Below are 18,154 nucleotides of genomic sequence, written 5' to 3' on the forward strand. Positions count from 1 at the left end.
CTGCGGCAACTACTTACGCACGAGAGCAATCACTTCCTATGTCGTTACAGCATACGTTCGGTGAACTACGGGCACAGTTAGCCAAAAGGATCATAGGGCAAGAAAAGCTGGTTGATCGCCTTCTCATTGCTTTGCTGGCTGATGGACATCTGCTAGTAGAAGGGGCCCCGGGTCTTGCCAAAACCACTGCCATCAAGGCTCTTGCGGATCACTTAACGGGTGATTTCCATCGCATTCAGTTCACCCCGGATTTGTTGCCATCAGACGTTACGGGCAGCGAAATTTACCGGGCGGAAACCGGGCTCTTCGAGTTCCAGCGCGGGCCGATTTTCCACAATCTGGTTCTGGCGGATGAAATCAACCGCGCTCCGGCCAAGGTACAGTCTGCCTTACTTGAGGCCATGGGCGAACGCCAGGTCAGTGTTGGTATGCGCACCTTCCCGCTTGATCGCTTGTTCATGGTAATGGCCACCCAAAATCCCATAGAGCAGGAGGGCACCTACCCTCTGCCGGAAGCCCAGCTTGATCGGTTTCTGATGCACGTGGTGATCGGCTACCCTTCGGCTCAGGCGGAGCAGGCCATTCTTCACTTAGCCAGAAATGACTATCGCCAAGGCCAGCCAGCGGCTGAAGTTCGACTGACTGCCGATCAGGTTTTCGAAGCTCGTGCTCAAGCTGCCGATATTTATATGGCGGAGTCGGTTGAGCAATATCTGCTTGCACTGGTGCTGGCAACCAGAGATCCGAGCACTCTCGACCCTGAACTAGCGCGCTGGACAGCATTTGGTGCCAGTCCACGAGGCACGATTGCCCTTGACCGCTGTGCCCGTGCCATTGCATGGCTCAGCGGCCGGGATTATGTAACCCCAGATGATGTGCGTGCGGTCGCCTTCGATGTGCTCAGGCACCGAATCCTTCTGACCTTCGAAGCCGAGGCGGAAGGTATAACGGCCGACACGGTAATACAGCGCTTGATTGAGCGCGTGCCTGTGAGCGCCTGAGGCTGGCCATGGACGTAAGTGCCAGTGATGCAACTACCCGCGTCAGCCTGCAGGCCCTCATTCGCCTGCAGGCGGATGCCCGCGCTCTGAAACTGCCCTCGGCACGACCGGCACGGGCAAGGCAGGCGGGGCTGCAGCATTCTTCACAGCGCGGGCGAGGTATGGCGTTTGCGGAGGTACGTTTGTACCAGCCGGGGGATGACATCCGCAGCATTGACTGGCGAGTTACTGCCCGACGACAAGCGCCTCACACCAAGCTTTACGAAGAAGAACGCGAACGCCCGGTCTTACTACTTTGCGATCTCGGCCCCACGCTCTTTTTTGCCAGTACCGGAGCCTTCAAACAGGTGCGCTGCGCACAGCTAGCCTCCATTTTGGCTTGGCTTGCGCTCTCTGCCGGAGACCAGGTGGGCGGCATTGTATTTAATGGCAGCACACTAAGCGTGCAACGCCCGGCGCGGCGGAAGAAATCCGTGCTCCGGCTGCTAGATACCCTCGCCAGCCAACAGCGCAGTTCGCCAGACAGTTCCGCATCCGAAACCACGCTAGACACAGCTTTGGCAGAAGCCCGGCGCGTTGCCCACACCGGTAGCCGGATTTTTGTGATCAGCGACTTTTTGAATATCTCGGAGAACACGCCGTCGTTGCTTGGCGCTCTGGCGCGACACAATAGCGTGAGCGCTCTACGGGTTGTTGATCCTTTAGAACAGCAACTGCCGCACAGCGGCCGCTTTGCCATTGCGGGCAGCGAAGGCCCGGTATGGTTTGATGCCTCGAATACCAGCTTTCAAAAAGCCTGGCAGATAAAAATCGACCAACATGAGACCAGGCTTGCAGAGTGCTTTCGCTTGTCCGGCATATGGGCCACAAACGTTTCAACCCAAGAAGCACCAGCGGTAAGCCTAAAAGCCATACTCGGGCCGGGAGGGCGAATCGGATGATGCCCAACGACCCACTGAGCGAACTTAGGGATATACACCTGCCGCAAACCGGAGGTTTCTGGCCGCCAGCTCCGGGTTGGTGGGTTCTCGCTTTTGCCCTGCTTGTTGCCATCGCCATCCTGATTTGGGCGCTTCGCCGTCGTCGCCTCAAAAATCGCTGGCTTAGGCAGGCCACAGCCGAACTGGCTATCCTAGAGCACTCAGCGGCCAAAGAGACCCAATGGTTTGCGCAAATCAATGGCCTGCTTAAACGTGCCGCACGGGAGCGCTACCCGGATGAAAACCCGGAGGCACTATCCGGTGAGCAGTGGGCCGCATGCCTATTACGGCATCTCCCGAATGGGCGGATTGCACAGCAACCTGTTGTAGATGCTTTGGTAAATAGTGTCTGGCAGCCCCACCCAACAGCTGAGCCAGCTCAGGCTATAGAATTCGCCCGAATCTGGCTGGAGGCACAAAAATGCTGAGCCTCGCTTACCCCTGGCTACTGTTGCTGATTTTGGTGCCTCTACTTCTGCAGTGGAAAAAGCCAGCCGCCCACACCGTAGACGCTCCGGTTTTCCCGGTTGGGCATTGGCTTTCGGATTTGCCCGGCGTAACTCGACAGGGCAATGGCGTGCCGCGCTGGCAAACGCTGTTGCTCTTGCTCGCCTGGTGTTTGCTGGTATTGGCGTTGGCACGGCCACAGCATATTGGGGAGCAAGTTCAAATGCCGGTGTCCGGGCGCGACCTCATGCTAGTGGTGGATATTTCCCCAAGTATGGAAGAGCAAGACATGATCCTTCAGGGTCGTAGCATTAATCGTTTGCAGGCTGTAAAAAAAGTACTCAACGAATTCATTGCGCGCAGAGAGGGGGACCGACTCGGCCTCATTCTATTCGGTACGGAACCCTATGTTCAGGCTCCTTTAACCTTTGATCTCCAAACCCTAGAGACGCTCCTTCAGGAATCGGGGATTGGCATGGCTGGGCGGGCAACGGCCATTGGTGATGCGGTCGGTTTGGCCACCAAGCGTTTAAGAGAGAGGCCCCAACAGCAACGTGTGGTAGTGCTGCTTACAGACGGAGCCAACACCGCTGGCGAAATATCGCCAGACAAAGCGACGGAAATAGCAGCCGCGGCCAGTGTACGCCTCTACACCATCGGCATTGGCGCCGACTCTATGGTTCGTCGTGGTCTGCTGGGCTCCCGCCGGGTAAACCCCTCCAGAGATCTGGATGAAAACCTACTCACACGCATGGCGCAGCAAACTGGCGGCGAGTATTTCCGCGCCCGCAGCTTGCCAGAGCTGGAGTTGATATACGAAACCATCAACCAGCTTGAGCCCATTGAACTGGATGGAAAAACCTACCGTCCGATTACCGACCTGTTCTTCTGGCCGGCAGGCATAGCCGTGGCACTCTGGCTGAGCATTTTTATGTTCAGACATTTGGCTGGCAGGCTAACACCGGTGCGTCAAAGCACTGACAGCAAATCGGCCGACGACCGGGGGGAAGCGTAAATCATGGCTGACTTCCACTTCATGCGCCCGCTTTGGCTTCTATTACTGCTCCTTATACCGGTGCTTTACCGAGTGTTAAAACACAAAAGCTCCGGCGACAGTGGTTGGTCCGGATTCATTCCTGAGCGATTTTTGTCGCCGGTCATTCGCCGTTATGGCGGAGCTGCTGATAAGCGCGGATCAAAACTTGTACCCGCAATCAGCGCAGTGGTGATTCTGGCGGTGGCTCTCGCGGGGCCAGCCTGGCGCGAGGCACCAACGCCTCTTAAAAAGCCGGGGGACGGCTTGGTAATCGTGCTAGACCTGTCGCTGTCCATGTTAGCAACGGATTTGGAGCCAGATCGTCTTACTCGTGCGAAACGCAAAATTCGCGATATTCTGGCTGTGCGCGAAGGCAGCCTTACCGGATTGGTGGTGTACTCCGGGGATGCACACGTTGTGGCACCCCTAACCGACGATAGCAACACCCTAACCGGCATGCTTAACGTACTCGAGCCAGTCATCATGCCGGTTCAAGGCAACCGCGCAGACCTCGCTATTAGCAGAGCCCGTGCGCTTCTGGAACAAGGCGCTCCCGGGCAAGGCCGCATTCTGTTAATCACCGATGGCGTTGCAGACCAATATCAGGAGCCTATCCAAAACACACTCAAGGGCACCGGATTTAGCCTTAGTACGCTCGCCGCAGGCACGCCGGGTGGCGGCCCTATTCCGCTTGCTCGGCGCGGATTTATTAGGGAGAACGGCAATGTGGTCATTACCCGCACCGACCCGGATAAGCTCGCGGAGCTTGCCCGAGCCAGTGGCGGCACCAGCCATGAATTAACACTGGACGACAGCGACATAGCCGCTTTACATCTAAGCCCCATCGAATCGGACGAGTGGCAGGACACCGATACCGGGCTCACCATAAATCGTTGGCAAGACGACGGCTATTGGCTGTTATGGCTGGCACTTCCGTTGCTACTCCTAGGTTGGCGCCGGGGAGCCTTTACCGCATTGGCGTTGATACTGATGCCAGCCTTACCACAACCGGCTGCGGCAATGGATTGGGACAGTCTCTGGCAACGAGAGGACCAACGAGCACCACAGTTAATCCGTGAAGACCCTGAAGCCGCAGCGAACACCCTGAAATCCCCGGAATGGCGAGGCTCGGCACTTTACAAAGCAGAGCGCTATGAAGAAGCCGCCAAGGCGTTCTCCAAAGCAAATACACCTCTCGCGGACTACAACCGAGGTAATGCCCTAGCCCGTGCCGGAAAGCTGGAAGAGGCGATCAAAGCATACGACAGCGCTCTGGACCAAGATCCAGACTTGGAAGATGCCCGTGTAAACCGAAAGCTTGTGGAAGACCTGCTCAAGCAACAGGCGCAATCTAGCCAGGGCGAAGGCAACGAGAACTCTTCAGATCCAAGCCAGAATGATAGCGGTAGTGAAGGTGAGAATGACGGCGAGAGTGATGGACAGAGTGACGGCGAGAGTGACGATGAAGGCCAAAACCAAGATCAATCTCAAAACCCAGATCAGGAGTCTGAACAGTCCCGGAACGGCGACCCAACACAAGAGCAAAACGGTACACAGGAACAGTCCGGTGAGCAGGAGCCGGGCGACACCCAGAAAAGCGGTGAGACAAGTGCTCAAGCCATGGGAGACGAACCCAGCAATGAAGAGACTCAGGCACAAGCCCCAGTTCCCGTATCTGAAACACCCCTGACCCAGAGTCAGGAGCAATCGCTGCGACGGATACCAGATAATCCGGGCGGGCTTTTACAGCGCAAGTTCCTGCAACAGTATCAGGAGCGCCAGACACCATCCGATGAGGGCGATACACCATGGTAAAACGGCTGATCATTCCAACAATATGGCTGGCGATTTTTATGGTGCTAGGGCTGTCTGCACAGGCCGGGGAACTCACAGCGGAACCAGACAGAAACCGTCTTTATGAAGGCGAGGTACTCACCTTTACCGTCAAAGGCAGTACCAAGATTGATATCAATCTGAGTAACCTATTCGACTTTGATTTATCGAGCCTGCCATCCCCGGACATTGAGAAAGTAGAACCTGACTTTGAAATACTGGCCCGCAACCAGCGCTACAGCATTACCACTGTAAATGGCGAGATGGTGGGAGAAATAACCTGGACCTACCAGCTTGCGCCAAAATCAACCGGGAAGCTGACCATCCCCGCCCTGACCTTCAAGGATTCTGTGTCCAAACCGGTGACCATTGAGGTTGTTGACGGCACCCCTCCGGACCAGTCTGGTAGCAATCGAGACAGCTTCATTGAGTTGACGACCGACAAAGCCGAGGTCTATGTACAGGAGCAACTGATCCTGACAGTTCGGTTGTTCTTCCGGGGCAACCTTATTCGCGGTGAACTATCCGACCCGCAACACCCAAACGCCATCATTGAAACTCTTGGCAAACAACGCGAATTTGCCACTGAACGCGATGGCGTGCGCTACCGGGTTGTGGAACGGCGTTATGCCTTGTTTCCCCAAAAGTCCGGCGTTTTGAACCTTCCTCCCATCCGCTTTGAAGGGCAAGCCAGAAATACTGACGGCTCACTCCGTTTTCTCAGAGACAGTGCAGACTTGTTTGAGGTGCCAATAAAAGAGGTGCCTGCAGAGTTCACCGGCAAAACTTGGCTGCCGGCAAGCAGCCTCACTCTTGCGGAGGCTGGAATGCCCGCGACCTTGAACCTGAACACCGGCGACAATCTCACCCGCACCCTTAGCCTGCAAGCAACAGGTCTGCCTTCGGAAGCGCTGCCGCCATTGCCAGATTCGGTGCCCGACGGGCTTCGCAGTTACCCTGAGGAGCCTCAGCGCAACACGAATGTAGGCCCGGATGGCATCACGTCCACACTCACACAAACCAGCGCGCTAGTTCCGGTGAATGCCGGTAAGCTGACACTCCCGGCCATTCGAATCCCTTGGTGGGATACGGAATCCGACAGTCAGAAAGTTGCGATTATCCCGGCACAGACTCTTAACGTTACCGCCTCGGAAGGCTCAGCTGCAGCCACAGGGACCGCAAGCAATGACCAAAACACTCCGTCTGCAACCAGTAGCGAAGTAGCCTCGGGCAACAATCCGGTTCCAAGTAGTCGTCGATTCTGGCAATGGACCAGTTTTGCACTGGCAGGCGTATGGGTTCTTACCATGCTGGCTTGGTGGCGTAGCCGAAAAATGGCTGGTGATCGCTCAGATCAAACGGTTTCTTCGGAAAGTACGAACGAACAAGGCGTGTTTGAGCAGTTGTTGAGCGCAGCCAAAAACGGCGATGCCACTACGCCCGGATTATTTGTACGCTGGTCTAATTTACGATGGCCCGGCCATAACTTCGGTTCCACAGGGGATGTGTTTCGGGCAGTTCCGGCTCCGGATTTGGAGTTGGAGCTCAGCGCCTTGCAAGCGCACTTGTTCAGCCGGGGTCCATCGGATAGAAACAACAGCAGCAAGTGTTGGGATGGAACAAGCCTGACAAGTGCTCTCAGGCAAACCCGTAAACAGACACTCAAAATGTCTTCAGAAGCTGGCCTGCCACCCCTCTACCCCAGCAACCTTTCCGTGTAAGTGCCGGGTTGGCAAAGCAAACTTGACGAGTTCAGTAGATCCGGTTTGGCTTGATGAGCCCACAGCCAGCGGCTCATCAAGCCCTTCCGGTTCAGTTGCCAGTCAATTGCTGGTCAATTACGAGCTCTACCGGTGAACCCTGATCTTCAGACACTGAAATAGGTAAGTCTGTACTACCCTGCCAGTCCCCCGGTTGTGCATTGATGTTGCCTGACAGCGTGACGCGAGCCGTTACAACCACCTGCTCTGCTCCGGATATCACCGCTTGCGGTGCCATTGCATGGCTATCGTTCAGGCGAATATCAATGGGCAAGGCGCCCGCGGTCAAACGGACAACGGCCAAAGGCGGCCCACTTTGCACATTGGCCGCGCGGGCGAAGATAAACAGCGTAGTGTCTTCAGGGATATCTTGTTTGAATGCGTCATCCAAACTCACTCGCACAGATACCCCCACGTTGCCTGCACTATCATCCGGAGCGGCAAAAGCGGGTTGTTCAGCCGGCGGCTGTTCCCCAAGGCGGGTGTAGGCTTCTTGTATACCTCCCTGAATAGAAGCCAGTTGCGGATGATCTGGCGCAACCGTTTGGATGCGCTCCCAGTATTGGATCGCTTCGCGATAGTTGCCTTGACTGAACGCATGAATGCCCAACAGCCCCAGCGAGTTGACCTCATCGGGGTTCAGCGCGAGCGCTTCTTCAATGGTAGAGGTTACTTTCTCAGTCATGGCGCCCTGAGTGCGGAAAAACTGCGCCTGCGCAGATAGCCCCAGAGCGACAGCCCGGGAACCGTCATCGGATTTAACACTATCCGCCAGCTGCCGGAACGCCCAAGCTGCGTCGTCATAGCGTTTCAAGCGCATGTAAGTCTGGCCCAGCATAGCCCAGCCGTCCGGATTATCAGGGCTGGCCTCCAGCCGTGCACGCAATTGCTCCGTGAGCTGGTTCATCTGTGCTGCACGGGCTTCGTCTGAGCTGCCCAGCTCCTGCATAGCGACAAAAGATTCCACACTGTCCATCGCGCCCCACTCCTCATAGAGCAGAACCGTGGCGGCAGGAAGCAAAAGTATTGATATCAGGCCCACGGCCATAGCAGCTTTACGCCCGGGGATGCTCTTTACTGGTGCTTCGTTCTCGGGGACGTCATCGAGCATGGCTCCCGCAAGTTCGTCTCTCAGCTGCCGGTAGGTTTCTTCATCAATAATTCCGGCTTGGTGCTCTTTTTCCAGTTCGGCCATTCGGCTGCGATAGGCCACCAAGTTCTGGTTTCTGAGATCCGTTTGCTCCCGGGAGGCGTGACGGTGGAACATCACAGGGTAAAGTACAAATGCCAAGGCAAGAATGATCAATACCGTTGCGGCAATCCAGAAAGTTTGGGTCATGGAAATATCATCACAGGTTCAAAATGAATAAAGCGGTGCGCATGTCTACGAAGCCAGCGGTTCGCACTATGTAAAGGTCAAGCGGCACTGTGTAGAAATCAGGCGCTACCGTTACGATTCTTTTCCGCAAGCATCTTATCTATCCGGGCCTGCTCCTCAGCACTGAGTGTTGGCGCTGCCGTGCCGGTTCGGCGGGAGCGAACAACAATCCCTGCAACTACAATAAGGCCGCCAAGAACTGCTATTGCAGGTGTTGCCCAGAGCATAAAGGTGCGGCTGTCCAAATCGGGCTTATACTTCACAAACTCGCCGAAACGCCCCACCAGAGAATCGACAATCTCTTGATCGCTGGCGCCTTCCAGCATCATTTGATAAACAGCATTTCTCATATCTTTCGATATAGGTGAGTTTGAATCCGCAATGTTCTGGTTTTGGCATTTGGGACACCGCAATTCTGCAATTAAGTTTTGGTAGCGCTGCTCTTCGCTTCGATCATCAAAACCATAAACCGCAGATACATCCGCAAAGGTTATGCTGGACACCACAGCTGCCACAACAAAACATAGAATGCGCAACATCAACCATTCTCCCGTGCGTCATTGATCACCGGCATTAGCACCCGTTCCCAAACGTCGCCGTTGACCACGCCAACGTGGCGATAGCGCACAACGCCAGAGGCATCAATAACAAAGGTTTCCGGGGCACCGTACACACCCAAATCGAAGCCTAGTGTGCCTTTGGGGTCGTATATCACCTTGCTGTACGGGTCACCCAAGCGATCTAGCCAAACCAAGGCATCATCGCGGTTGTCCTTATAGTTCAGACCGATAATCGATACCTTCTTTTCCCGGGCCAGCCACATAAGATCGTCATGTTCGTCCCGGCAGGACGGACACCAAGTACCCCAAACGTTCAGCAAGGTGATTTCCCCGCGAAACACGGCTTCATCAAGCGTGGTTTCCGGTTGTTTCAGATCCCGCAGGCTGAACGCCGGGACCGGCTTCCCTATTAATGCGGAATCCAGCTTGGTGGGGTCTTTACCAATACCGGCGAATAGAACAACACCCACTATGATGGCAGCCAGCAACGGCAGGAACAAAAGAAAGCGCTTCATGAAACTGCTCCGGCCGGTCGCTGGGTATTAGCTTGGCCCGGCGACGATACTTCCGAGCGCTCGGTATCTCGCTCGCGAATGCGGTAACGGCGATCCGATATAGCCAAGAAGCCTCCGGCCGCCATAAACAGCGCCCCCAGCCAGAGCCAACGGATTAGAGGCTTATACTGGAGGCGGATAGCCCAGGCGTTATCCGAAATGCGCTCTCCAACTGCAACAAAGATGTCCCGGAACAGGCCTGCATCAATATCCGCTTCCGTCATAACACTCATTCCAACGGCATACTGGCGCTTTTCAGGGTGCAATTCGGCAACTTGTTTGCCATCGAGCATTACATCAAAACTGCCGTATTGAGCGGTAAAGTTCTGCCCCCGGCGCTCGCCGATGTCCACAAACCGGAACTGGTAGTCACCAACCGTTGCAACATCGCCGGGAACCATGCGCACATCGCGCTCTATGCCATAGTTCGACACAACGGTAGCGCCTGCCATGGTAATAGCCAGACCAAGATGGCCAAGAACCATACCGTAGTAACTGCGAGACTGGCGCTTTAAGCCGTGAACCCGTCCCTTTTTGGACGAAGACTTATCCCACAAATCCCAGAACGTTGCGGTGGTTACCCAAACAGCAGTGAACACGCCAAGGAAAGCCCATGGTTTGAAGCCACCATACGCAACCATAACTGCCGTACTGATCAATAGACTAACCGCCAATGGCCACAGCAGCTTGCGAGCAAGCCAGCCGCCATCCGTTTTCTTCCAACGGGAGAAGGTGCCAACACCAAGCAAAAGGCCGGTCGCTACGGCAAGCGGGCTGAAAGTAAGATTGAAGAACGGCTCGCCAATAGAGATTTTGCCCAGTTCAAAGAAATCAAGAACCAGCGGGTACAGAGTACCTACTGCGACCAGTAGCGTTGCGGAAACCAGCAAAACGTTGTTTAGCAGAAGGAATATCTCCCGCGACAGAGAGCCGTAACGGGAGCGCACGTGGACCACAGGCGCCCTGAACGCATAAAGCATCAGGCTGGCCAGAATGGTTATTGCCAGCAACGCCAGAAGAAAGGTGCCCCGCTCCGGGTCAGACGCAAAAGCATGAACCGAAGTAAGCACGCCGGACCGAACCAGAAAAGTACCCAGCAAGCTTAAGGAAAAGGTGACAATCGCCAAGAGTACCGTCCAGCTTTTGAAAACACCGCGCTTTTCAGTGACTGCGAGCGAGTGCATCAATGCGGTACCCGACAACCATGGGAGCAGAGATGCGTTTTCTACAGGATCCCAGAACCACCAGCCGCCCCAGCCAAGCTCGTAGTATGCCCACCAGCTTCCAAGGGCGATACCTATAGAAAGAAATGCCCAGGCGACGGTGGTCCAGGGGCGTGACCATCTGGCCCATGCGGCATCAAGGCGACCGTTGATCAGGGCCGCAATGGCAAACGCAAAAGCTACGGCAAACCCGACATAGCCCATGTAAAGCATAGGCGGGTGCACAATCAGCCCAAAATCCTGCAACAGCGGATTCAAGTCTGCCCCGTCTGCCGGTACGTTGGGCAGCAAGCGATCGAAGGGGTTAGAGGTAATAACAATAAAGAGCATGAAGCCAACGCTAACCATGCCGAGAACCGACAACACCTGAGAAATCATGACCGATGGCAAGCGACGGCTGAAAATAGCAACGGCCATGGTCCAACCGGTGAGCATCAGAATCCAGAGCAAAAGGGAGCCTTCATGGCCGCCCCACACAGCACTGAACTTGTAGTACCAAGGCAGCATGCTGTTGCTGTTGTTGGCAACGTAGGCTACCGAAAAATCGTCCGTTAAAAACGCGTGGGTCAGCACAGCAAACGCCAGCCCGACAAACACAAACATGCCGGTGGTTAAAGGCCGTGCAAACGCCTGAAGGTTGTCCCGACCAGTGAGTGAGCCAACCAATGGCACTACCGAAAGAAGCACTGCCAGCAACAGCGCGAGTATCAGTGCAAGCTGTCCGAGTTCGGGATACATCAAAGCTCTCCAGGAGTCAGGCTATTGGGTGTTGTGTGTTCAGTAAGTTGCAGGCTTGGCATTTTCAGCAGCAGACTTCGTCTCGGCTTGTGATGCTTTCTCTAAGGCACCGGCAACTTCTGGAGGCATGTAGTTTTCATCATGTTTGGCCAAAACCTGATCGGCCACGAACCGCCCTTCGTTGTTGAGCCTTCCCATGGCGACAATGCCCTGCCCTTCCGCAAACAAATCCGGCAAGATACCGACGTACTCAACCGGTACCGAGGCGCTATAGTCGGTAACCATAAATTCGACTTTTAGGCTTTCAGGATCACGCACCACGGAACCTTCTTCTACCATACCACCTGCGCGAATTCGCACGTCAACCGGGGCCTCACCTGCGGAAATTTGGCTGGGGTCGTAAAACAGGTTGATATTCTGGCGCAGCGCGTAAGTTGTAAGCCCCACTGCAACAGATAGGCCTACCAGCAGAAACAGAACGATGGTCAGCCGCTTTTTACGGATTGGGTGCATGTGTTTACCTGTCAGTCAGTCTTGGGAAACATTTACGCGTGCAAAGGACGCAGAAGTTGTAGGCGCCGCCGCCACTGTACTCTTGTCGGCCTGAAACTCATAACGGCGACGGCAGGATTCAATAGTTGCGTTCCTGCTGCGTACCGATCCGGCCATCAGCACAATCATCAGTACAAAAAACACAGCGTAACAAGCCCACACATAGGGGCCATGACCTTCCATTGATACAAATGCCGCAAAGGAATCAAATGCCATGGTTTACACCTTTCCTTTCAGAACGAATTCTTTTACCCAGCGGGTGCGTTGCTCCCGGGACAAAATCTCTGTTTGCATACGAACACATGCAAGCCAGCCAAAAATCAGGTAAAGGCCCAGCACTGAAAGCAACAATGGCACCCACATTTCAGCTGGCATGGACGGTTTTTCTGTAAGCTTGAACGTTGCGGGCTGATGCAATGTATTCCACCACTCAACGGAGTACTTGATAATCGGGATATTCACCACCCCAACAAGCACAAGCACCGCGACTGCGCGGGCGGCAGACTTCTCGTCATTAATGGCCCGATCCAACGCGATAACACCACCATAAAGAAACAAAAGTATCAGCATGGAGGTAAGCCGGGCATCCCAGATCCACCAAGTACCCCAGGTTGGCTTGCCCCAAACCGCGCCAGTAAAAAGTGCCAAAAACGTTAAAACCAACCCTACTGGCGTAACCGCTTTAACGAATACATCGGCCAGCTTCATGCGCCAAACCAGAGTAACCAGAGCCGCAGACGCCATCATGATGTAAACCGACTGCGCCATAAACGCCGTAGGAACATGAATAAAAATAATCCGGTAGCTATTGCCCTGCAGGTAGTCTTTGGGTGCAAATGCCAGCCCCCAAACAACTCCAGCCATCAGCAGCACTATGCCGCTCATCAATAGCCAAGGCATGAACCGGGTGGATATCCCGAAAAACCACTTTGGGGAGCCCAGTTTATGAAAAAATTGCCACATCAGATGGTCACCGCCTTACCGTTTACCTTGTTTTAACCGTTCGACAAGCTGATTCTCAATGCTGCTGCCGCTGCAAACGGCGCCAGTGTCAGCGCCAACATCAGGAAAGCCCCCATCAAAGCCAGATAAGCCCCAACAGAAGCACCCTCCGCTGCTGCTGCAACGGTGCCTGTGCCAAATATCAGCACGGGAATGTACAGTGGAATGATCAGTAGGGACAAGAGCACACCTGCCGAACGCAATCCAAGGGTCAATGCAGCACCAATGGCACCTATTAAACTCAGTACCGGTGTACCAATCAGCAGCGTTAGACACAAAACAGCGATAGAGTTCCCGTCCAGATGCACCATTACACCAAGAACGGGGGTCAATATGACCAAAGGCAAGCCTGTTAGCATCCAGTGCGCCATGGTCTTTGCCAAAATCAACAAAAACAGGGGCTGCGGCTGGAGCACAAGCTGCTCGAGTGTGCCGTCGTCAAAATCGTGGCGGAACAAGTGATCCAGCGACAAAAGTACCGAGAGCAACGCCGCTACCCAGAGAATTCCGGCTCCCGCTTCACGCAAAAAGGATGCTTCCGGGCTGACTCCGAGAGGGAACAGGGTAACAACCATAATAAAAAACAACAGCGGATTTAGCAGATCCTGACGCTGCCGAAATGCCACTTTCATATCCCGCGAAAAAACACCTTTCATGGCAGCTAACGCACCAACACTGCTCCTGGCAAGCGGAATCACCGGGCGAACTTCAGCGTTCATCGCTTACACCTCCCGCGCCAAGGGTCAGCCGCTGCATGCCCGGCAGTGCCAGATCATGGTGGGTAGTAACCAATACGGCACCACCTTCGGCGGCCCGTTGTTGTAATAACGCTTCTAGCGCTGCTACGCCATCGGCATCAATGGCGGTAAATACTTCATCGAGCAACCAAAGGGGTTCGTCTGCAATCAACAGCCTTGCCAACGCAACTCTACGCTGTTGACCGGCCGACAAATTACGGCAAGGTACATCTTCGAAGCCTGCAAGCCCGGTTCCCTGAAGCGCCTGACGCAAAACCGCATCAGATACAGGCCTTCTGCCCGCCATTAACGCCCGAAGATTTTCCATAGGAGTAAGAAGAGGTTTGATTCCAGGGCGATGCCCGAGATAAAGCATGTTTCGCAGAAACACTTCACGCTGGTTTGCAATTGGCGAGCCGCACCAATTCAACTCGCCTGCCCAGGCATCATTCAAGCCTGCCAACATTCTCAGCAGAGTGGTTTTTCCCGAGCCATTTGGCCCCTCGACACGGGTGACCGTACCGGGCAGTATGGTGAAGGATAATTCGCGGAAAAGTATCCGCTTGTCCCGCTCACACTGTAGGTTAACAGCCTGTAGTAACGGCTCGGACATCTGGGCCCCGTAATCAGGACGATGCGCAGATCGCATCGGGTGTATTCACGACAATAGTTGCCAGCGCGGCGTATTATAGCGAAAGCGTTTACAGAATACTCTTGTCTGGAATCAAGTCAGCAGCGATGAAACTACCCAACGGCCAACAGTCCCCTAATCCTCCGGCTCCGGTTGCTCCCAGGTCGCCACAAATCAATGATGCCAATCAGCCGGGCCGCGAAACCCCAGCCCTGTCTGCCCGCCAGCAACTGGACCAAATCCAGCTTGCAAACCGGGAGACCATTCTGGCCCGCGTGGCAGAAATCATTAACCGACAGGGTAGCCGTAATGCAGAAGTGTTATTGGATGTACGGGGAAAGCCGCTTCAAGTAAACGCCGCCATTGGCGCCACGGAGCTGACCCCCGGCGACTGGGTAAAGGTAATGCGGGCGGGCAACGAACTGCAACTCATGGGTAAACTGGCGGCAACGCCGGAGGCTGCTATTTCTCAGGCGTTAGCACAGCGTATGCCCTGGCAGCAGAGCATCGATAGCGGCTTGGCAAAGCTAATGACGGCACTCAATAAGGGCGTGATTCCAGAACTGACACCCGGCCAATTACCCACAGCCCGAGGTTTACAACCGCTACCAGAGGCGGCACGTCAAGCTCTAGAAACCCTACTGGCAAGGCTCCCGGCCAGTAGTACCCTGACGCCCGGCGCAGGCACCCAAAACAACAGCGTGCAGCAAATCCGCCAGTGGATAGCCGAAAGCGGGGTGTTTGCCGAATCTCGCTTAACTCAAACGCCCTCTTCTACACTGCCCGATTTAAAGCTTGCCCTAGGCCGAATGGTAACCGGGCTTCTGGCTGAGCAAGGCGGCAACCCGGCGACCCTATTCAACCGTCTTACACCATTAGCAAGCCCGGGCCTGATGCAAGCACCCTTGCAATTCCCACAGACGATGGCATCACCGCCGACTGGCAGCGGCTCCGAGCCCACATCGGTAGGTCAGACCCTGCGGATGTTGGCGGGTATGTTGAACCGGATTACGGTCAACCAACTCCACAGCCAGATACTCACAGCGAGAGGCGCAGGCGGCGACGCACCAGCTCCGGCTTCAACTATGATTATGGACTTACCTTGGGTGACACCCCAAAACGAGCCCAAGCTGGCACAGCTGCGCATGGAACAGTACAAAGAAGAGTCTTCAGCCAAGGACCGTAACGAAAAACGGGCAGCCATCAGCGAATGGCGCCTGAATCTGGCCATTGATCTGGAGTTGGCCGGAGCGTTGAACTTTGAGGTTTCCCTGCGCCAGCAGGAAGTTAGCGCCCGGGTGTGGGCGGAAAAACAGGAAACCTTGAAGCAGGTTTACGAGGAGCTACCGCTTCTGAGACGAAGCTTGGTGGAGTTAGGTCTAGAAGTAACCGATCTGGAATGCAGACGGGGCACGCCATCTTACCCTGCGACGAAGCTGGAGCACCGACTGGTGGACACCCGCGCATGAAAGAAAAAAACCAAAGCCAACCATCCAGCAGTGCCGCCGTTGCATTGAAATACGACGGCGAAAAAGCCCCCACCATAACGGCAACAGGCACTTATGAGCTGGCCGACGAGATTATCCGAATCGCCAGAGAGCACAATGTCCCCCTGTATGAGAATGCCGAGTTAGCGGGCATTCTTGCGCGTTTGTCCCTAAACGACGAAATACCAGAAAACCTCTACAGGGTTATTGCGGAGATTCTTGCCTTCGCCTTCCACATACGCGGGCGCACGCCCGAAGACGCCGGCCGGGACATGCCAGCGCCTTCAGTGGATGAGTGAACGCTGCGCCCATACTTGCGCCCAAATGTCTCCCTTGCGGGGCGCGATTGCCGTTTCAAAGTAATGTTTGAGACGGCGGCGGTCCTCTGGATGGTCTTTTAGGGCTGAGCCAACGATGTGATGCATCAGTTGTTCAATGGTCATTCTGCCATCGCAGTAATACCAGGCGTTCAGGCTCGCTGCATGGGCTACTGATACAGCCTCGGCGGTGGAAAGCGCAGCACCTGCTAAACGGTCAGTGCTTCGGCCATCCATAGTCTGGCCGTTGCGCAACTCGTGAAACATGGTTACCAGAACCTCTATCACGGCCTCGTCCAGATCCACATTAATGCCTGCACGTTTGTTCGTTTTGTTCACTTCCCTTAGAACCACGCCTATCTCGTCCGGCAAATTCTTAATCGGCCGAATTTCTTCGAAGTCCAAACGTCGCTTCAGGGCGGCACTCATCTCGTTAACACCTGCGTCCACGCTGTTGGAAGTGGCAACCAGATTAAACCCCTCCCGGGCCAATACTACGCCATCGTCGTCAGGTGCCATACGTTCCTGAGGCAGAATACGGGGCAGTTCAGACATGGGAACAACACCCTCAATCACGTGATCCAACGCACTGTCGCGCATGGTTACCAAACCAGAATCCAGCGCCCGCCAACGCAACCTTCCCACCGGCGGTTGGCTCGAAATCGCATTGCGGATATCGGAGTCCACCGCATCGTTGCTGTGCAACGTGGAAAGCACAACGTGGCCAGTCTGGGATGCGCGGATCGCTTCCAAAGCGGTTTCTTTGTCACGAATTTCGCCGACCATAATGATATCGGGGTCCTGACGCACAAACGCTCGCATGGCATCCGCAAAGTTAAACCCGATATCACTTCGTACTGGTGTTTGCTGCACATTATCGATGGAATATTCGATCGGATCTTCTACTGTAATAACCTTACGGCGGCCATCGTCTGCAAGCGTCTGCAGCCCGGCATAAAGCGTAGTGGACTTGCCCGAACCAGTAGGCCCAACAACCAGCACTCTATGGTGTGGTTAGGACTCATGCGCTCCAGCTGATCCGTGCGCGCATCCGGGTCATCGGTAACAAACGTCACTGTGTCATTTGTCTGTGCCACAGGAATGATTCGGGACAAATCCAGAAAGGTGCGCGAGAAGCGACGAAATAACTCATCTTTCAAGGTAGGCAACAGCTCATCAGCGTCAGCAAAGACCATTCCACGCTGTTGCGCCAGTGAACGATAGAGCTCGATTTCTTCAATGTTTAGGCTACGGCGTAAAACATCCAACACGCGGCAATTTTCTAGCGCCGCCTCGGCTTTGGCTTTAGCCAGAGCATGTTCATCTATCATGCCCAAATCGATCAGGATTTGCTCCGAGTTGCGATTAAAGTCCACCCAGCCCAAAGTGCGCACCCGTTCGAGTTTATCGGCACGCTTCACATACATCGCCATGCTCGGCACAGGTCCGGCCTTGCCTTCTAGGCAAATCAAACTGCCGCCTTCACAAAGATAGTGTTTCAACGTATCGCGGTCAGCCATAAAAGTCGTGCACAACACAACGTCACACGGCTGATCGAGTTCCAACTGGCTTTCGGCCGATTGCGCCAGAACATCTACATTATTTACCCCCAACCGGAAAAACCGCTCTCTTGCCGCCTCCGCAACATTCGGGTTTTTCTCGATATAGATAACTCGTTGGGCCAGTTGAGACAACACGGCAGCAAGGTAGCCAGAGCCGCCTCCCACATGCATCACAACATCCGCTGGCGTAATCTCGGGCATGATTGACAGGATGTGGGCAACGGTTTCTTCGCGGGGGATAGAGTGTCCGGTTATCGAGGGGATCAGATCCGAGCCGGTCACATAATCATTGCGGGATACAGCAAGAAGGGCCTCGCGGCCCCTTGAGTAAACTTTCTTCATTCATTAACGTCCAT

Annotated in this window: 19 protein-coding genes; 8 read left to right on the forward strand and 11 right to left on the reverse strand. The window is 54.8% G+C overall.

The window, feature by feature from the left end; all coding sequences use genetic code 11:
* The first annotated feature begins 38 nt into the window (after nt 1-38).
* Genes FE845_RS02175 through FE845_RS02200 form a run of 6 tightly spaced genes read left to right on the forward strand, consistent with a single transcriptional unit; the run spans nt 39 to nt 7,018 of the window.
* Entirely contained in the window at nt 39-1,001 is a 963-nt protein-coding gene (locus tag FE845_RS02175; RefSeq protein WP_200361534.1) for an AAA family ATPase, read from the forward strand.
* 8 nt (nt 1,002-1,009) lie between these two features.
* Nucleotides 1,010-1,942 (forward strand): DUF58 domain-containing protein, encoded by a 933-nt coding sequence (locus FE845_RS02180; RefSeq protein ID WP_200361535.1) that lies wholly within the window; start codon nt 1,010-1,012, stop codon nt 1,940-1,942.
* Nucleotides 1,939-2,409: a DUF4381 domain-containing protein gene (locus FE845_RS02185; protein WP_200361536.1), complete on the forward strand. Its 471-nt coding sequence runs from the start codon at nt 1,939-1,941 to the stop codon at nt 2,407-2,409. The genes FE845_RS02180 and FE845_RS02185 overlap by 4 nt, the downstream gene beginning before the upstream one ends.
* Nucleotides 2,403-3,443, forward strand: coding sequence for a vWA domain-containing protein (locus FE845_RS02190; protein ID WP_200361537.1), 1,041 nt, complete (start codon nt 2,403-2,405; stop codon nt 3,441-3,443). The genes FE845_RS02185 and FE845_RS02190 overlap by 7 nt, the downstream gene beginning before the upstream one ends.
* Before the next feature lie 3 nt (nt 3,444-3,446).
* Nucleotides 3,447-5,279 carry a VWA domain-containing protein gene (locus tag FE845_RS02195; protein WP_200361538.1) on the forward strand — a complete coding sequence of 611 codons (1,833 nt, stop codon included), beginning with the start codon at nt 3,447-3,449 and terminating at the stop codon, nt 5,277-5,279.
* Nucleotides 5,273-7,018 (forward strand): BatD family protein, encoded by a 1,746-nt coding sequence (locus tag FE845_RS02200; RefSeq protein WP_200361539.1) that lies wholly within the window; start codon nt 5,273-5,275, stop codon nt 7,016-7,018. Before FE845_RS02195 ends, FE845_RS02200 begins: the two co-directional genes overlap by 7 nt.
* A 91-nt stretch (nt 7,019-7,109) precedes the next feature.
* On the opposite strand, the gene ccmI is transcribed toward FE845_RS02200, so the two are convergent.
* The 9 genes from ccmI to ccmA form a co-directional block, all read right to left on the reverse strand.
* Nucleotides 7,110-8,396: a c-type cytochrome biogenesis protein CcmI gene (gene ccmI / locus FE845_RS02205; protein WP_200361540.1), complete on the reverse strand. Its 1,287-nt coding sequence runs from the start codon at nt 8,394-8,396 to the stop codon at nt 7,110-7,112.
* 98 nt (nt 8,397-8,494) lie between these two features.
* Entirely contained in the window at nt 8,495-8,974 is a 480-nt protein-coding gene (locus FE845_RS02210; protein ID WP_200361541.1) for a cytochrome c-type biogenesis protein, read from the reverse strand.
* Nucleotides 8,974-9,510 carry a DsbE family thiol:disulfide interchange protein gene (locus tag FE845_RS02215; RefSeq protein WP_200361542.1) on the reverse strand — a complete coding sequence of 179 codons (537 nt, stop codon included), beginning with the start codon at nt 9,508-9,510 and terminating at the stop codon, nt 8,974-8,976. The genes FE845_RS02210 and FE845_RS02215 overlap by 1 nt, the downstream gene beginning before the upstream one ends.
* Nucleotides 9,507-11,510 carry a heme lyase CcmF/NrfE family subunit gene (locus FE845_RS02220; protein WP_200361543.1) on the reverse strand — a complete coding sequence of 668 codons (2,004 nt, stop codon included), beginning with the start codon at nt 11,508-11,510 and terminating at the stop codon, nt 9,507-9,509. Before FE845_RS02220 ends, FE845_RS02215 begins: the two co-directional genes overlap by 4 nt.
* Nucleotides 11,511-11,549: 39 nt before the next feature.
* Nucleotides 11,550-12,023 carry a cytochrome c maturation protein CcmE gene (ccmE, locus tag FE845_RS02225; RefSeq protein WP_200361544.1) on the reverse strand — a complete coding sequence of 158 codons (474 nt, stop codon included), beginning with the start codon at nt 12,021-12,023 and terminating at the stop codon, nt 11,550-11,552.
* A 15-nt stretch (nt 12,024-12,038) separates the two neighbouring features.
* Entirely contained in the window at nt 12,039-12,278 is a 240-nt protein-coding gene (gene ccmD / locus FE845_RS02230; protein WP_200361545.1) for a heme exporter protein CcmD, read from the reverse strand.
* Between the two features lie 3 nt (nt 12,279-12,281).
* Nucleotides 12,282-13,025 carry a heme ABC transporter permease CcmC gene (gene ccmC, locus FE845_RS02235; protein ID WP_200361546.1) on the reverse strand — a complete coding sequence of 248 codons (744 nt, stop codon included), beginning with the start codon at nt 13,023-13,025 and terminating at the stop codon, nt 12,282-12,284.
* A 32-nt stretch (nt 13,026-13,057) separates the two neighbouring features.
* On the reverse strand, nt 13,058-13,783 hold the full coding sequence (ccmB, locus tag FE845_RS02240; protein ID WP_265091969.1) for a heme exporter protein CcmB: 726 nt from the start codon (nt 13,781-13,783) through the stop codon (nt 13,058-13,060).
* Complete coding sequence (gene ccmA / locus FE845_RS02245; RefSeq protein WP_200361547.1) at nt 13,773-14,414, reverse strand: cytochrome c biogenesis heme-transporting ATPase CcmA; 642 nt, start codon at nt 14,412-14,414, stop codon at nt 13,773-13,775. The genes ccmB and ccmA overlap by 11 nt, the downstream gene beginning before the upstream one ends.
* A gap of 125 nt (nt 14,415-14,539) precedes the next feature.
* On the opposite strand from ccmA, the gene FE845_RS02250 reads away from it, so the two are divergent.
* A complete protein-coding gene (locus FE845_RS02250) occupies nt 14,540-15,901 on the forward strand; it encodes a flagellar hook-length control protein FliK (protein ID WP_200361548.1) in 1,362 nt (453 codons plus the stop codon).
* Nucleotides 15,898-16,218 (forward strand): EscU/YscU/HrcU family type III secretion system export apparatus switch protein, encoded by a 321-nt coding sequence (locus FE845_RS02255; protein ID WP_200361549.1) that lies wholly within the window; start codon nt 15,898-15,900, stop codon nt 16,216-16,218. The genes FE845_RS02250 and FE845_RS02255 overlap by 4 nt, the downstream gene beginning before the upstream one ends.
* Here the strand turns inward: FE845_RS02255 and FE845_RS02260 are convergent.
* Together FE845_RS02260 and FE845_RS02265 are read right to left on the reverse strand one after the other, a co-directional pair.
* A complete protein-coding gene (locus FE845_RS02260) occupies nt 16,204-17,238 on the reverse strand; it encodes an ATPase, T2SS/T4P/T4SS family (RefSeq protein WP_200361550.1) in 1,035 nt (344 codons plus the stop codon). The genes FE845_RS02255 and FE845_RS02260 overlap by 15 nt on opposite strands.
* Entirely contained in the window at nt 17,139-18,140 is a 1,002-nt protein-coding gene (locus FE845_RS02265) for a methyltransferase domain-containing protein (RefSeq protein ID WP_200361551.1), read from the reverse strand. The genes FE845_RS02260 and FE845_RS02265 overlap by 100 nt, the downstream gene beginning before the upstream one ends.
* Nucleotides 18,141-18,154 lie beyond the last annotated feature (14 nt).

Source organism: Marinobacter sp. 1-4A (assembly GCF_016597725.1).
Lineage (GTDB): Bacteria > Pseudomonadota > Gammaproteobacteria > Pseudomonadales > Oleiphilaceae > Marinobacter.

Excerpts from the sequence above, each read along its gene's own strand:
- ccmD (WP_200361545.1), bottom strand. The coding sequence starts at position 12,278 with ATGGCATTTGATTCCTTTGCGGCATTTGTATCAATGGAAGGTCATGGC.
- FE845_RS02180 (WP_200361535.1), top strand. The coding sequence starts at position 1,010 with ATGGACGTAAGTGCCAGTGATGCAACTACCCGCGTCAGCCTGCAGGCC.
- ccmA (WP_200361547.1), bottom strand. The coding sequence starts at position 14,414 with ATGTCCGAGCCGTTACTACAGGCTGTTAACCTACAGTGTGAGCGGGAC.
- FE845_RS02195 (WP_200361538.1), top strand. The coding sequence starts at position 3,447 with ATGGCTGACTTCCACTTCATGCGCCCGCTTTGGCTTCTATTACTGCTC.
- FE845_RS02200 (WP_200361539.1), top strand. The coding sequence starts at position 5,273 with ATGGTAAAACGGCTGATCATTCCAACAATATGGCTGGCGATTTTTATG.
- FE845_RS02190 (WP_200361537.1), top strand. The coding sequence starts at position 2,403 with ATGCTGAGCCTCGCTTACCCCTGGCTACTGTTGCTGATTTTGGTGCCT.
- FE845_RS02185 (WP_200361536.1), top strand. The coding sequence starts at position 1,939 with ATGATGCCCAACGACCCACTGAGCGAACTTAGGGATATACACCTGCCG.
- FE845_RS02215 (WP_200361542.1), bottom strand. The coding sequence starts at position 9,510 with ATGAAGCGCTTTCTTTTGTTCCTGCCGTTGCTGGCTGCCATCATAGTG.
- ccmI (WP_200361540.1), bottom strand. The coding sequence starts at position 8,396 with ATGACCCAAACTTTCTGGATTGCCGCAACGGTATTGATCATTCTTGCC.
- ccmC (WP_200361546.1), bottom strand. The coding sequence starts at position 13,025 with ATGTGGCAATTTTTTCATAAACTGGGCTCCCCAAAGTGGTTTTTCGGG.
- FE845_RS02265 (WP_200361551.1), bottom strand. The coding sequence starts at position 18,140 with ATGAAGAAAGTTTACTCAAGGGGCCGCGAGGCCCTTCTTGCTGTATCC.
- ccmB (WP_265091969.1), bottom strand. The coding sequence starts at position 13,783 with ATGAACGCTGAAGTTCGCCCGGTGATTCCGCTTGCCAGGAGCAGTGTT.
- FE845_RS02255 (WP_200361549.1), top strand. The coding sequence starts at position 15,898 with ATGAAAGAAAAAAACCAAAGCCAACCATCCAGCAGTGCCGCCGTTGCA.
- FE845_RS02250 (WP_200361548.1), top strand. The coding sequence starts at position 14,540 with ATGAAACTACCCAACGGCCAACAGTCCCCTAATCCTCCGGCTCCGGTT.
- FE845_RS02175 (WP_200361534.1), top strand. The coding sequence starts at position 39 with ATGTCGTTACAGCATACGTTCGGTGAACTACGGGCACAGTTAGCCAAA.
- FE845_RS02220 (WP_200361543.1), bottom strand. The coding sequence starts at position 11,510 with ATGTATCCCGAACTCGGACAGCTTGCACTGATACTCGCGCTGTTGCTG.
- FE845_RS02210 (WP_200361541.1), bottom strand. The coding sequence starts at position 8,974 with ATGTTGCGCATTCTATGTTTTGTTGTGGCAGCTGTGGTGTCCAGCATA.
- ccmE (WP_200361544.1), bottom strand. The coding sequence starts at position 12,023 with ATGCACCCAATCCGTAAAAAGCGGCTGACCATCGTTCTGTTTCTGCTG.